Source organism: Bacillus infantis (assembly GCF_020171945.1).
GTDB classification, from domain to species: Bacteria; Bacillota; Bacilli; order Bacillales; family Cytobacillaceae; genus Bacillus_AB; species Bacillus_AB infantis_A.
Window position 1 is genome coordinate 122703 of sequence record NZ_JAIVAP010000005.1, and the last position, 13623, is coordinate 136325.

The 13623-nt window shown below is 46.8% G+C and carries 13 protein-coding genes; 11 read left to right on the forward strand and 2 right to left on the reverse strand.

Annotated features, from left to right (window positions below; all coding sequences use genetic code 11):
- The first annotated feature begins 105 nt into the window (after positions 1-105).
- The 6 genes from LCM00_RS10315 to mntR all read left to right on the forward strand — a co-directional run bounded on the left by LCM00_RS10315 (position 106) and on the right by mntR (position 7175).
- A complete protein-coding gene (locus LCM00_RS10315) occupies positions 106-1029 on the forward strand; it encodes a metal ABC transporter solute-binding protein, Zn/Mn family (protein WP_224901154.1) in 924 nt (307 codons plus the stop codon).
- Between the two features lie 11 nt (positions 1030-1040).
- Complete coding sequence (locus LCM00_RS10320) at positions 1041-1790, forward strand: metal ABC transporter ATP-binding protein (RefSeq protein WP_224901157.1); 750 nt, start codon at positions 1041-1043, stop codon at positions 1788-1790.
- Between the two features lie 10 nt (positions 1791-1800).
- Positions 1801-3114, forward strand: coding sequence for a metal ABC transporter permease (locus LCM00_RS10325; RefSeq protein ID WP_224901161.1), 1314 nt, complete (start codon positions 1801-1803; stop codon positions 3112-3114).
- Positions 3111-3992, forward strand: coding sequence for a metal ABC transporter permease (locus LCM00_RS10330; protein WP_224901164.1), 882 nt, complete (start codon positions 3111-3113; stop codon positions 3990-3992). The genes LCM00_RS10325 and LCM00_RS10330 overlap by 4 nt, the downstream gene beginning before the upstream one ends.
- A 324-nt stretch (positions 3993-4316) precedes the next feature.
- Entirely contained in the window at positions 4317-6506 is a 2190-nt protein-coding gene (locus LCM00_RS10335) for a DNA topoisomerase III (RefSeq protein ID WP_224901167.1), read from the forward strand.
- Between the two features lie 240 nt (positions 6507-6746).
- Positions 6747-7175 (forward strand): transcriptional regulator MntR, encoded by a 429-nt coding sequence (gene mntR, locus LCM00_RS10340; RefSeq protein ID WP_009791612.1) that lies wholly within the window; start codon positions 6747-6749, stop codon positions 7173-7175.
- 650 nt (positions 7176-7825) lie between these two features.
- Here the strand turns inward: mntR and LCM00_RS10345 are convergent.
- Complete coding sequence (locus LCM00_RS10345) at positions 7826-8035, reverse strand: DUF3892 domain-containing protein (RefSeq protein WP_224901170.1); 210 nt, start codon at positions 8033-8035, stop codon at positions 7826-7828.
- A gap of 113 nt (positions 8036-8148) precedes the next feature.
- On the opposite strand from LCM00_RS10345, the gene LCM00_RS10350 reads away from it, so the two are divergent.
- Together LCM00_RS10350 and LCM00_RS10355 are read left to right on the forward strand one after the other, a co-directional pair.
- Entirely contained in the window at positions 8149-8829 is a 681-nt protein-coding gene (locus tag LCM00_RS10350; protein WP_224901172.1) for a class I SAM-dependent methyltransferase, read from the forward strand.
- Between the two features lie 15 nt (positions 8830-8844).
- Positions 8845-9537: an AIM24 family protein gene (locus tag LCM00_RS10355; protein ID WP_224901175.1), complete on the forward strand. Its 693-nt coding sequence runs from the start codon at positions 8845-8847 to the stop codon at positions 9535-9537.
- Between the two features lie 72 nt (positions 9538-9609).
- Here LCM00_RS10355 and metA read toward each other — a convergent pair whose 3' ends face one another.
- Positions 9610-10515 carry a homoserine O-acetyltransferase MetA gene (metA, locus tag LCM00_RS10360; protein WP_224901178.1) on the reverse strand — a complete coding sequence of 302 codons (906 nt, stop codon included), beginning with the start codon at positions 10513-10515 and terminating at the stop codon, positions 9610-9612.
- A 163-nt stretch (positions 10516-10678) separates the two neighbouring features.
- On the opposite strand from metA, the gene LCM00_RS10365 reads away from it, so the two are divergent.
- The 3 genes from LCM00_RS10365 (at position 10679) to LCM00_RS10375 (ending at position 13451) form a co-directional block, all read left to right on the forward strand.
- Positions 10679-12367 carry a formate--tetrahydrofolate ligase gene (locus LCM00_RS10365; protein ID WP_224901180.1) on the forward strand — a complete coding sequence of 563 codons (1689 nt, stop codon included), beginning with the start codon at positions 10679-10681 and terminating at the stop codon, positions 12365-12367.
- 14 nt (positions 12368-12381) lie between these two features.
- Positions 12382-12906, forward strand: a complete 525-nt coding sequence (locus tag LCM00_RS10370; RefSeq protein ID WP_224901183.1) for a hypothetical protein — start codon at positions 12382-12384, stop codon at positions 12904-12906.
- 62 nt (positions 12907-12968) lie between these two features.
- On the forward strand, positions 12969-13451 hold the full coding sequence (locus LCM00_RS10375) for a glutathione peroxidase (protein ID WP_224901186.1): 483 nt from the start codon (positions 12969-12971) through the stop codon (positions 13449-13451).
- Positions 13452-13623 lie beyond the last annotated feature (172 nt).

Here is a 13623-nt window from a genome sequence, read left to right on the forward strand (position 1 = left end):
TGTTTAAAATTTATAGTTTCGTATAAAAAGTGTGCACATCGTTAAAAGTGGCGCATACAATTTAGGACTGAGGATGAAGAAATAAAGAAGGAAGAGGTGTTCAAGTTGAAAAAATGGATGATGTTAGCTTTTGTTTTTAGTCTGATGGTGCTGGGAGGATGCTCCGGGAAGACTGCCGAGAGTGAAGGAGAAGGAGAGAAGCTTTATGTCACTACAACGATCGGACAGATAGCCGATGCTGTGAAAATAATAGCGGGGGATAAGGCGGAGGTGCATAGTTTGATGGGGCCTGGCACAGATCCCCACCTCTATAAAGCAACACAGGGAGATATGGAGAAACTTCAAAAAGCTGACATCATTTTTTACAGCGGTCTGCACCTTGAAGGGAAGATGCTCGATATCTTCGAGAAAATGAATGAACAGAAGCCAACATATGCCATTGCTGAATCTATAGAACAAGAGAAGCTTTTGGCTGCAGATGGGAACAATGCCCATGACCCCCACGTATGGTTCGATATCGATCTATGGAAAACAGCTCTGGAAAAGGCAGAAGAAGGACTGATTAAGGCAGATCCTGATAATGAACAATACTACCGGGAAAATGCAGATACTTATTTTGCAGAAATGGATGAATTAAAACGATATGCTGAAAAGGAAATGGCAGGGATTCCGGAAGAACAGAGGGTGCTGGTTACGGCCCATGATGCTTTTGGGTATTTCGGAAGAGCATACGATATGGAAGTAATGGGCCTTCAGGGATTGAGCACTGATGCCGAATACGGACTCGGTGATGTTCAGGCCCTTGTTGATGCACTGGTCTCGCGCAATATAAAGGCAGTTTTCGTAGAATCCAGCATCTCGGAAAGGTCCATCAACGCGGTCATTGAAGGCGCAAAGGAAAAAGGCCATACCGTTTCCATCGGAGGAGAGCTGTTCTCTGACGCGATGGGAGAGGAAGGAACAGAGGAAGGAACTTATCTGGGGATGTACAGGCACAATGTCAATACCATTTCAAAAGCGCTGAAATAGGGGGGGAAAACATGAAACCAGTAGAAATAAAAAATCTGACAGTCGCATATCAAAAGAAGCCGGTTCTGACAGAAGTAAGCTTTTCGGTTGGGGAAGGAAGCCTGGTGGGAATCATCGGGCCAAATGGAGCCGGAAAATCTACGCTTATTAAAGCCATACTGGGCCTGATTCCGAGAGCCTCGGGAGAGATAAAGGTTTACGGCAGAGAATACCGGCCCAAAGACAGGCTCGTTGGATATGTGCCGCAAAGGGGTACAGTCGATTGGGATTTTCCGACGAATGCGCTTGATGTTGTCCTTATGGGGCGATACGGCCATGTCGGCTGGTTCAAGCGTCCAAAAAAAGCCGATGTGGAAGCGGCAAGAGAATGCCTCCGCAAAGTAGGGATGGAAGCTTTTCAGCACAGGCAGATCAGCCAGCTCTCAGGAGGACAGCAGCAGCGGGTCTTCCTTGCAAGGGCACTTGCACAGGATGCAAGCGTCTATTTCATGGATGAACCATTTGTCGGGGTGGACGCCTCTACAGAAAGGGCCATCATCAGCCTGCTGAATGAATTGAAGGCCCAGGGGAAAACGGTGCTGGTCGTCCATCACGATCTGCAGACTGTAAAAGAGTATTTTGATTCTGTCATTCTGCTTAATATGAGGACCATTGCCCACGGTCCCGCAGAGGAAACATTTACAATGGAAAATCTGCACAAAACATATGGCGGCAAGCTGGCCTTCCTGGAAAAGGGCCAAGTGATGGTCGAGCAAAAGTGAGGTGCCTTAAATGAATGAACTAATGCAAATGCTGGGCAATGCGAATACACAGTGGGTCCTGTTCGGAACAATGCTCCTGGGTGTGGCAAGCGGAGTGCTTGGAAGCATAGCCCTTCTTAGAAAGCAAAGCCTGATCGGAGATGCGGTTGCACATGCAGCATTGCCGGGGATATGTATTGCTTTTATGCTCACAGGAGAAAAATCTCTGCCTGCCCTTCTTATCGGAGCTGCAATCACCGGTCTGCTTGCTGCCTATTGCATCCAATTCATCACTTCCAACTCCATACTAAAAGAGGATAGCGCGATTTGTCTGATATTGTCCGTATTTTTCGGATTCGGGATTGTCCTGCTGACTAAGATTTCGCAATCACCGGCAGGCAATAAAAGCGGGTTGAATGATTTCATCTTCGGGCAGGCCGCTTCCATGGTAGGCGGTGATGTAAAGCTGATGGCAGGGGCATCTGCCGTGCTCATTGTGGTAACTGTTCTTTTTTTCAAAGAGCTGAAGGTCCTGACATTCGATCCTGATTTTGCGAGGGGGCTGGGCCTTCCTGCCGGGTGGCTGAACTTTATGTTTTTGACACTGCTGGCTGGTGCCGTTGTTATCGGTATTCAGGCAGTCGGAGTGATCCTTATGGCTGCCATGCTGATCACACCAAGCGTTGCTGCGAGGTATTGGACAGAGTCACTTGGGAAAATGGTCTTTATTTCAGGAGGATTCGGTGCCTTATCAGGAATGATCGGAACCCTTCTGAGCACGCTGGGGCAGGGGCTTGCAACAGGGCCGTTCATTGTAGTTACGGCTACCGGATTATTTCTTTTCTCTGTCCTGGCTGCCCCGCAGAGAGGATTGCTGACAAAGCTGGCAAAAAGAATCGTCTTTAACAGGAAGACGAAGAAGAGCCAGGTGCTGAGGGCAATGTACAAACTGACAGAATCTGCATACAGGGAGACAGGGAAGGAACAAATGATCATTGCTGAAAGCAGGATATCCGGTGAGCTCGCTTTCTCAAAATCACATACTATGAGGCTGATGAGCGACCTGTACAAGGAGCATTTAATCTCAAAGGATTCAGGCGGCTGGATGCTTACGGACAAAGGTGTTCTCGAAGGCTATATCCTGACACTGAAAGGCCGCATAAATGAACTGTGCCTCATGCACAGTGAAGAATTTAATGAGGATCAGAGGGAAGCACTGGCAGAAAGGCTGATCGAAAGACCGTCTGATCCGATTGCCAAAAGAGCGGAAGGGCTGCTTTGGCAATATAATATGATGCCGGCCCTATCACCTTTTTCCGTTTCTGAAAGGAGAGAGAATCTATGAGCTATGAATTGTGGATTTTGGCAGTAGGATCACTGGCAGGAATCACCTGTGCCATCACCGGATGCTTCCTGATATTGCGGAAGCTGTCCATGCTTGCCGATGCCATCAGCCATACCGTGCTCCTTGGAATCGTCCTTGCTTTTTTGATCAGCCAAAGCATGAACGGATTTTACATGCTCCTTGGAGCAGCAGCAACTGGGCTGGCAACAGCCTTCCTTGTCCAGACCTTTAACAGCAGCGGAGTGCAGGAGGATGCTTCAATCGGTGTTGTGTTCACCTTCCTGTTTGCTTTAGGAGTAATCCTGGTCTCGCTTTTTGCAGAAAATGTCCACCTGGATGTCGACCATGCATTGATGGGAGAGATTGCTTTTGTTCCCTGGGATGTCGTCCAGATTGGAATGCTTCCTGAAGTCCCGAAAGCCTTTCTGATGCTTGGGGGTGTCCTGCTGTTTAATCTGCTGCTGATCGGATTATTCTACAAGGAATTCAAAATTACATCTTTTGATCCCCAGATGGCAGCAGCGATTGGGATTCCGGTACTGTTCATCCATTACCTGCTGATGGGGATGGTATCAATTACGACTGTAGCTTCTTTTGACAGCGTCGGAGCAGTCCTTGTCGTTGCTATGCTGATTGCACCTGGAGCATCTGCATACCTGCTGACAGACAGGCTTGGGACCATGCTTATATATAGTGCTTTGATCGGAGCAGCTGCGGCTATCGGCGGGTATTTCGCTGCCAGCTGGCTGAATGCGTCCATTTCGGGAAGCATGGCAGCTGCCAATGGAATAATTTTTGCCCTGGTTTTCCTGTTTTCGCCTTCCAAAGGCTTTATAATGAAAAAACGGAACAGCATGCGGGTCCATACAGCAGAATAATGATGCTGCAAAGATCCTTGGTTTGCAAGGAGCTTTAAAGAAAGAAAGTTTAATAGTATAATAGAAGAAGCGCCGGGAAGGGCGCTTTTTTCTGCTGGCTTAATTTATATGCACAGCAGCTTCCTCAAGGCCTTCATCCCCCATAGAAACTCCCCATTGAAATCAATTCTGAAAAAAAGTGCCTGGTCCAATCTGCCAGGAGCTAAATGGTGCCGGAAAAGCCTGGAATCATGTATAATCTTTTTTTCGGGCCCTGCTGCCGTTTGGGTAAAGCAGCAAAATAATCAAGTCGGACTTGCGCAGTCCCGAGCAAGGAGAATGAATATGAAGCTGATTATTGCAGAGAAGCCTGATCAGGGAATGAAGCTTGCCGCCCCATTTTCATTTAAGAAAAAAGAAGGCTATCTGGAGATTTCGCCAAACCACCTGTTCCCAGAGGGTGCTTTCATGACTTGGGCCATTGGCCATTTATGTGAACTCGTTCCCCCTGAGGAATATGATCCTAAATGGAAAAAGTGGTCGCTGAGCACTCTGCCGATACTCCCGGAGCAATTTAAGCACCGTGTATCCAAGTCAAAGTGGAAGCAATTCAAAGTCATTAAAGAACTGGTACACCGTAAAGAAGTCAATGAAATTATCATCGCGGGTGATGCAGAAAGAGAAGGAGAAGCAATTATCCGAGTCATTCTGACCCAATGCGGCAGCAGAAAGCCGATGAAACGGCTATGGATTTCATCTCTCACCGCCAAATCTGTAACAAATGGCTTTGCCAATCTCCTCGATGAATCGAAAACTAGAAATATATATTATGAGGCGCTAAGCAGGGCATGTGCCGACTGGCTTGTCGGCATGAATGCTTCCAGGGCATACACCCTGCTGCTCCAGCAAAAAGGGATCCAGGATGTGTTTTCGACCGGAAGGGTCCAGACCCCGACCCTTGCACTGATTGTAAAAAGAGAGAAAGAAATCGAGAACTTTAAGTCAGAGCCTTTCTGGGAAGTCATGGCTACTTTCAATATGGAAGGAAAGACTTATAAAGGGAAATGGCATAAAAATGGGAATTCCCGTCTGGATAATGAAGGGATGGCCAGGAAAATCCAGCAGTTTGCAGCAGGAAAGAACGCCAGGATTGAATCGATCGATAAAGAGAGGAAGGAATTCCTGCCCCCTTATTTATTCAATCTCTCGTCCCTGCAGGCCGAAGCGAATAAACTTTACAAATATTCCCCGCAAAAAACATTGGAAATCGCCCAGAAGCTTTATGTAAAAGGAATTATTTCGTACCCCCGCTCGGACTCAAGCTTTGTCACTAAAGAGGAAGCGGCGGCATTTCCTGAAACACTGGAAAAGCTTTCAAAAATGGATGCTTTTAAAGCCTATTTTCCGCTTCCTGCTTCATCCATACTGGATAATAAGAGATTTGTGAATGAAAAGAAAGTGACAGACCACTATGCCATCATTCCTACAGAACAGGCAGCCGATCCGTCAAAAATGGGTGCCGATGAAGCAAGGATATATGAGCTGATTGTAAAAAGGCTGATTGCCGCCCATTATGAAAAAGCCGTCTTTGATTACACGACTATCCATACACTGGCGGACGAGAGGGCTGCCTTCCTTTCAAAAGGCAAGGAAATGATACAGGAGGGCTGGAGGAAGGTCCTGTACAGCCAAAAGAAGAGTACAGCAAAAGATGAAGATGAGCAGGATCTTCCGTCCCTGGAATCCGGCGAAAGAGGGATCGTGCAGGATACTGAGGTTAAAGAAAGCAAGACGCAGCCGCCAAAGCGGTACACGGAGGGGCAGCTTATCACCCTGATGAAAACCGCCGGGAAGCATTTGGAGGATTCTGACCTCGTTAAAGTAATGAAACAGACTGAAGGGCTTGGCACTGAAGCGACGCGTGCGGGTATCATTGGGATTCTTAAGGACCGGATGTATATTGATGTCCGCAAGAACCAGGTGTATGCGACAAACAAAGGAAAGCTCTTAATCGATTCAATCGGAGAAAGTGTGCTCGGGTCCCCTGAAATGACCGCCAAATGGGAGCAGCGCCTGAATGAAATCGGTGAGGGGGCAGCATCGCCCAAAGAATTCATGGAGCAGGCGAAGAAGCTGTCAATCAAGCTGATTAATGATGCGACAGAACAGAGTGCCCAGTGGAGCTTCGATGGATATGACTTGGAGGAATTTAAGGATAGAAGGCCAGGGAAGAAAGGAAAAAGGGGCGGTGCCGGCACGAAGGTCGGCAAATGCAAGCTTTGCGGCGGCGATGTTGTCGATAAAGGGACCTTTTATGGCTGTGCGAATTATAAAGCTTCTGAGTGCCGTTTCACCATATCCAAAAAAGTGCTTGGGAAAACTGTAAGCCAGGCAAATGTCCGCAAGCTTTTAAAAGATGGGCAGACAGATCTTATCAAAGGGTTTAAAAAAGGCGAAAAGGAATTTCAGGCCAGGCTCGAATGGGGAGAAGGCAGGCTGAATTTCGTTTTTGAAAACAGCATAAAACAGAAATAAATGCAGGGGAGGAGCATCAGCTTCTCCCTGGTGTTTCGCTTGACTGACTTGTTTGTCCTCTCCATCTATAGTAAAATTTTTATTGGACATTTTTTACTGGGCTGCAATATGGACCTTTCTGTTTGCAGGAAAGCATAGGCCGGTGGATAATTTTTTAACAGAAAGATAGCAATGAAGCTGAAACCGAGTGCAGATTTCTGTCCGGCAAAAAGCTGGTTTTAATACTTAGGAGGTTATCGGATGCCTACTCCAAGCATGGAAGATTATATAGAACAAATATACATACTGATAGAAGATAAAGGTTATGCACGTGTATCCGATATCGCCGAAGCTTTGTCCGTCCATCCATCTTCAGTTACTAAGATGGTGCAGAAGCTGGATAAAGATGAATATCTTGTTTATGAAAAATACAGAGGGCTGATCTTGACTCCAAAAGGCAAAAAGATCGGCAAAAGGCTTGTATACCGCCATGAACTTCTGGAACAGCTGTTAAGGATCATCGGCGTGAAAGAAGAGAATATTTATGAAGATGTAGAAGGTATAGAGCATCATTTAAGCTGGGATGCCATTGACCGGGTGGGTGACCTTGTCCAGTTCTTTGAAGAAGATCAGGGGCGAGTGGATTCTCTCCGCGAAATAGCCAGGAAAAATGAGCAGACTGAAGGATAAAGACGAAAAAACGGCAAGGTATGAGAGTATACCTTGCCGCTTTTTTGTCTTTAAGGTTTTGCTTATAAATGGAGTCTGTTGATTTGCGTTCCAGGCACTTCGCTTTCCGCGGGGCGAAGTTGAGCCTCCTCGCGCTCCGCGCTGTGGGGTCTCAACATTTCCGCTGCAATCCCGCAGGAGTCTTCGTGCCTTCCACTCCAATCAACGTGCTTTAGAATTTAATTTCCATCAATTTTTATTACAATATATTCTCTCTACAAACCTGGTCAGCATTTAGATCTTGGCTGTGGTTAAATCTTACACCTGATTTTAAAATATTGGCATCCGCTCTTAACATGAGACAAAATGTAAGTAGATTTGAGAATTATTTGCTTATAAATGGAGTCTGTTGATTTCCGTTCCAGGCACTTCGCTTTCCGCGGGGCGGCGCTGAGCCTCCTCGTCGTACCTCCTGCGGGGTCTCAGCTCTGCCGCTGCAATCCCGCAGGAGTCTTCGTGCCTTCCACTCCAATCAACAGGGCTTTAGAATTAAACTTCCATCAAATCTCTATTACCACATATTCTCTCCACAAACATAGTCAGGAGGAGTGATACTTCTACAATCGTTTGTTTTTGCTTCATGCACTCACATCCCTATGTCATTTGTTTTACTAGCTAAAGCTCGGAAAATCCTCTAACAAATTCACCGTGTTAACATCGTTTTCCATCAGGCTGTGTTCCGCCTCTGCAAGCTCGATGAGCCCTTCTTCTGCCTCCATCAATGCTTTTCTGAACGATATGATTCGCCCGCCTGATGTCTGGAAAGACATAATCTCTCCCAGATGGTTTCTTTGGACAGCTATTAATTTTTCCGGCTGCATGTAAAGCCCCTCCTTTAATTTCCTTAGTACAAAGGATTACCAGCCGCCCTTATAGAAATACAAGAATGAAACCTTTTTTGAATATATACGTAATTAAAGTGAGGGATCATCAGATGGAATTTAATTGGGCCTCTGAAGCTGAAAGGCTTTGGGATGAGAAATCCGGCTCCTGGAGCCGGCAGAGCAGGGAAATGTGGGAATCAGGCAGCCGGAAAGACATTGCAGGCTTTTTCAGCGGGCATGTCCCTGCGGGTTCTTCGGTATGCGACCTTGGCTGCGGCGATGGCTTTGGCACACTGAAGCTTGCCAGTGCCGGCTATAAAGTAACAGGTGCAGATGTTTCAGAGGAAATGATACATAAAGCCATCAAGGTTAATGAAGGAAATGATGCAAGTTTTATCAAAACCGATATTGCGTCTTTGGATGTTCCTGACGATGCTTTTGATGCAGTGCTGGCCATTAATTCGCTTGAATGGACAGAAAGCCCCTTTGCAGTACTCCGGGAAATGCAGAGGGTGGTCAGGCCGGGAGGTTATGGTTGCGTCGGCATTTTAGGCCCTACTGCGAAGCCCCGGGAAAACAGCTATGAAAGGCTTTACGGCAAGAAAGCTGTCTGCAACACAATGATGCCATGGGAATTTGCAAGGCTTGCTGCTGAAAATGGATGGAGCAGGACAGCCGGGTTCGGTGTTTATAAAAGGAGTGCAGAACAGATTCACAAAGGCTCCTTAACAGAAGAACTGCAGCAGGCATTATCTTTTATGTGGGTATTCATGATCAAAAATAATAAATAAGAGGAGAGTAATAGGATGAGCAGATATTCAATCGAAGAATTCGTCAGCCAGACAAAGCAGCAGGACAAAGGGGAAGGCCTGTTTGAGCTTGAAACCCCGAGGATGCTTGAAATCAACCTGACAAATCAGATTTGGGCAAAAACCGGTGCGATGGTTTCCTACAGGGGAAACATTAAGTTTGAAAGAGAAGGGATCCTGGAGCATGGTCTCGGGAAAATGTTTAAAAAGGCGCTGACAGGTGAAGGGACGTCGCTGATGAAAGCTACAGGAAGTGGCAAACTCTATCTGGCAGACCAGGGGAAAAAGATATCAATCCTCAACCTTGGCGGTGAAGCGATTTTTGTAAACGGAAATGACTTGCTGGCATTCGAACCCGGCATCAGCTGGGACATCAAGCTGATGAAAAGGATTGCCGGCATGATGGCAGGCGGGCTTTTCAATGTCCGCCTGGAAGGGCGCGGCATGGTCGCAATCACCTCCCATTATGAGCCGCTGACACTGCTTGTAACGCCGGATAATCCAGTGTACACAGATCCAAATGCTACTGTAGCCTGGTCAGGCAGCCTTCAGCCGGAATTTGTGACTGATATATCCTTTAAAACCTTCCTTGGGAGAGGAAGCGGGGAATCGATACAGATGAAATTCTCGGGCAATGGGTTTGTTGTAGTGCAGCCGTTCGAGGAAGTCTACTATAGCCAGCAAAGCTGATAGAACAAAATAAATGAAAATGGCTGCCTCTAAGAGTGCAGCCATTTTGTCATTCTTACAGCAAGCAGGACGTTACCACTCATATGGTGTTTCCTGGTATACATAATAGTTCAGCCAGTTCGAAAAAAGCAGGTGCGCGTGGGATCTCCATCTGTTCTTTGGGGGCAGCATAGGGTTGTCTTCCGGAAAATAGTGCAGTGGAAGGTCTGGCAGCAGCCCCCTTGCTTTGTCCCTCTCATATTCATCAGCCAGTGTTCTTGATTCATACTCCAGATGGCCGGTGACCATGATCCTTCTGCCGTCTTCTGAGCTGATGATGAATGCACCGGCTTCTTCTGAAACCGACAGAAGCTTCAGGGACGGATGCTCGTTGATTTTTGCAACAGAGACGTCTGTATTCCTTGAATGGGGAGCAAGGAACTGATCATCAAATCCTCTCAAAAGCTTGACTGAAGGATCGTTTACTGTATGAGAGTATACGCCTGAGCATTTTTGGGGGAGAATCTCCTTGCCGATTCCGTAATAATGATAAAGCGCAGCCTGCGCACCCCAGCAGATATGCATGCTGGAGGTCACGTTCTCTTTCGCCCAATCCATGATCCCGGTCAGCTCTTCCCAATAGTTGACTTCCTCGAAATCCAGCAATTCAATCGGCGCCCCGGTTATGATCATTCCATCGAATTTTTGATGTCTGATTTCCGGGAACGTTGTATAAAACTGCTCAAGATGCAATTCGCTCGTATTTTTTGACTCATGGGTAGCAGTCTTGAGGAATGAAATATTCACCTGCAGCGGTGTGTTGCCGAGAAGCCTCAAAAGCTGTGCTTCTGTTTTTTCTTTTTCAGGCATGAGATTCAAGATGATGATATTAAGCGGACGGATGTCCTGCTGCCTTGCCCGGCTGTCATCCATGATAAAGATGTTTTCTTTCTCCAGGATCTCACGGGCAGGCAGCAGAGGCGGGATACAAATGGGCACGGGCCTTCCTCCTTTTTGAAATATTCAATTATCTAATTATAAAAGCAAACGTCATGATCAGGCAATGCCGGGCAAAAGTTTCATTATTTAAAATTCTATCACTTATTATTGGACGCGGTGGTACAATATAGAAGGAAACTTTGCATATTTCGGGGGGACAAGAATGAACGTGAAACCAAAGGTAAAGTCAGATATCGAAATCGCTCAGGAATCAGAACTGAAACCGATCAAAGAAATTGCAGCCGGCATCGGACTGGAAGAAGATGATTTGGAGTTTTACGGGAAGAACAAGGCCAAGCTCTCATATGAGGCAATGAAAAGGCTGCAGACAAAAGAGTCTGGAAAAGTCATACTTGTTACAGCCATCAATCCAACTCCTGCAGGGGAAGGGAAGTCTACAGTGACTGTCGGCCTTGGTGATGCCCTGACAAGACTTGGGAAGAAAACAGTGATTGCGATGAGGGAACCTTCACTTGGCCCGACGATGGGCATCAAAGGGGGCGCCACTGGCGGCGGATATGCACAGGTACTGCCTATGGAGGATATCAATCTTCATTTCACAGGCGACCTCCATGCCATTACTTCAGCAAATAATGCGCTCTCTGCCTTGATTGACAACCATCTCCAGCAGGGTAATGAACTGGGTATCGACCAGCGGAGGATTGTCTGGAAGCGGGCAGTCGATTTGAATGACCGGGCCCTTAGAAAGGTGATCGTCGGCCTTGGCGGCCCAATGCAGGGAGTGCCAAGGGAAGACGGATTTGATATTACGGTGGCTTCGGAAATCATGGCCGTTTTATGCCTGGCATCCGATCTGGCAGATTTGAAGTTAAGGCTTTCCAGAATGGTCATCGCCTATAATGATCAAAAGGAACCTGTAACAGCTGGGGATTTAGGTGCAGAAGGCGCACTTGCCCTGCTTTTAAAGGATGCCATCAAGCCGAATCTGGTCCAGACGATCGAACATACACCAGCTTTGGTGCATGGAGGGCCTTTCGCCAATATCGCCCACGGATGCAACAGCGCGGCCGCCACAACAGCTGCCTCAAAGCTGGCCGATTATGTGGTTACAGAGGCTGGGTTCGGTGCAGATCTTGGCGCGGAAAAATTCCTTCATATAAAAACAAGAAACGCGGACATTCAGCCTGAAGCTGTGGTGATTGTAGCCACAATCAGGGCGCTAAAGATGCATGGCGGAGTAAAAAAGACAGATCTTGCAGAGGAAAATGCCGCTGCATTGGAAGAAGGATTCGCCAACCTGAAGAAGCATGCTGAAACGATTAAGAGCTTTGGCCTTCCATTTACTGTGGCCATCAATAAATTCGTAACCGATACAGATCTGGAAGTGAACACACTGCTTGGACTCTGTGAGAAAGAAGGCTTCCCTGCTGCCCTTACAGAGGTATGGGAAAAAGGCGGAGAAGGCGGACTGGCATTGGCGGAAACTGTTTTAAAGCTTATTGACAAAAAAGAAAGCAGCTTTGCTCCGTTATACAGCCTGTCAGATCCGCTTGAAGAGAAAATCAGGACAATCGTCCAGAAAGTATACGGGGGAGCTGACGTAGAATTTGCAGGCAAAGCTAAAAAGCAGCTTGCTGATTTTGAGAGCTTTGGGTGGGGGCGTCTTCCGGTATGCATGGCGAAAACCCAGTATTCTCTGTCAGATGATCCGGCAAAGCTGGGAAGGCCTGAAGGATTCACAGTAACGGTCCGCGAGCTGAAGCCGTCCATCGGTGCAGGTTTCATCGTAGCCCTTACAGGAGATGTCATGACAATGCCGGGACTTCCGAAAGCTCCAGCTGCTTTGAAAATGGATGTGGATGAGAACGGAAATGCCGTTGGCCTATTTTAAAAGGGGTGTTCTGCTTGTTTGACCCTACTGCGTATGAAAATATGAAGATCGTCCTGGAAGGCCTTCTGTATGATAGGGACCTTGCCGGTGAAATCAGCATTATAGACCGCAACGAGCTGGTCAATATTGCCAAGCTTTCAAGAAAATTTGAAATCACTTTTCAGGACAGGGAGTCTGTCAAAGCTTCATGCACCTTTATCATGGAAGCGGCGCTCGAAAATCTTGCGGCAGAGCTGCATCCCGCCCTCCTTTCTGAAAAGCTCTCAGGCTGCAGGATCACTATCCGATTTTCCTTCAGCCAAAGAAATGAGCCGGAACAGACAGCCGGGATCGGCAAGCTGATGAAGGCCATTTGGGGAGAAAATAGAACAATCACCCAAACGGTTTCCTATGATCCCTTAAGCAAGCCGGACATTGTGCAGAATATAACGGAAATCACTTTTGGCAGACTCATTTATGAAGATCAGATTGATGATCTTGCGCTTCTGTCCAATCATATGGCCGAATGCCTGAGGAAGCTTGAGGATGTGCTCTCTTAAACAAGTGTTTAAACTGGCATTATAGGCAGATCGTGATTACGATAAGAGCAGGAGGTGCGATGATGTCTATATATCAATTTAATGCGATGAAAGCAGATGGCTCGAATGTTCCGCTGAGGGAGTATGAGGGAGACGTGCTCCTCATAGTCAATACAGCCAGCAAATGCGGCTTTACACCACAGTTCAAGGAACTTCAGGAAATCTATGAAAATCTGCATAGGGAAGGCCTTGAAATCCTCGGTTTTCCCTGCAATCAATTCATGAATCAGGATCCTGGCAGCAACGAGGAAATCCAGCAGTTTTGCCAGCTGAACTATGGGGTGTCATTCCCGATGTTCGCGAAGGTGGATGTGAACGGGAAAAATGCCGACCCCATTTTTCAATATTTAACAGAAGAAGCGCCTGGCATGCTTGGCATGAAGGCTGTAAAATGGAATTTCACCAAATTCCTTGTGAGTAAAAAAGGAGAAGTAGTCAAGCGGTATTCTCCCAATACAAATCCAAAAGAAATCCTCGGCGATATTGAGGAAGAATTGGCAAGATAAATGCTTCCAGTCTGAAACTGGACGTGCGGAAGGCTCTGCTGAGGCAGGGCCTTTTTGTCTTGTGTTTTTCTGTTTTAAAAATTTAGAATTATCTTTACTTTGGTTCTTTTACCTAATACGATAAGAATGGGCGTGCCAAAATGTTCCACCTATGGAGAACAAGGCAAATAAC

Excerpts from the sequence above, each read along its gene's own strand:
- LCM00_RS10320 (WP_224901157.1), top strand. The coding sequence starts at position 1,041 with ATGAAACCAGTAGAAATAAAAAATCTGACAGTCGCATATCAAAAGAAG.
- LCM00_RS10325 (WP_224901161.1), top strand. The coding sequence starts at position 1,801 with ATGAATGAACTAATGCAAATGCTGGGCAATGCGAATACACAGTGGGTC.
- LCM00_RS10330 (WP_224901164.1), top strand. The coding sequence starts at position 3,111 with ATGAGCTATGAATTGTGGATTTTGGCAGTAGGATCACTGGCAGGAATC.
- LCM00_RS10335 (WP_224901167.1), top strand. The coding sequence starts at position 4,317 with ATGAAGCTGATTATTGCAGAGAAGCCTGATCAGGGAATGAAGCTTGCC.
- mntR (WP_009791612.1), top strand. The coding sequence starts at position 6,747 with ATGCCTACTCCAAGCATGGAAGATTATATAGAACAAATATACATACTG.
- LCM00_RS10345 (WP_224901170.1), bottom strand. The coding sequence starts at position 8,035 with ATGCAGCCGGAAAAATTAATAGCTGTCCAAAGAAACCATCTGGGAGAG.
- LCM00_RS10350 (WP_224901172.1), top strand. The coding sequence starts at position 8,149 with ATGGAATTTAATTGGGCCTCTGAAGCTGAAAGGCTTTGGGATGAGAAA.
- LCM00_RS10355 (WP_224901175.1), top strand. The coding sequence starts at position 8,845 with ATGAGCAGATATTCAATCGAAGAATTCGTCAGCCAGACAAAGCAGCAG.
- LCM00_RS10365 (WP_224901180.1), top strand. The coding sequence starts at position 10,679 with ATGAACGTGAAACCAAAGGTAAAGTCAGATATCGAAATCGCTCAGGAA.
- LCM00_RS10375 (WP_224901186.1), top strand. The coding sequence starts at position 12,969 with ATGTCTATATATCAATTTAATGCGATGAAAGCAGATGGCTCGAATGTT.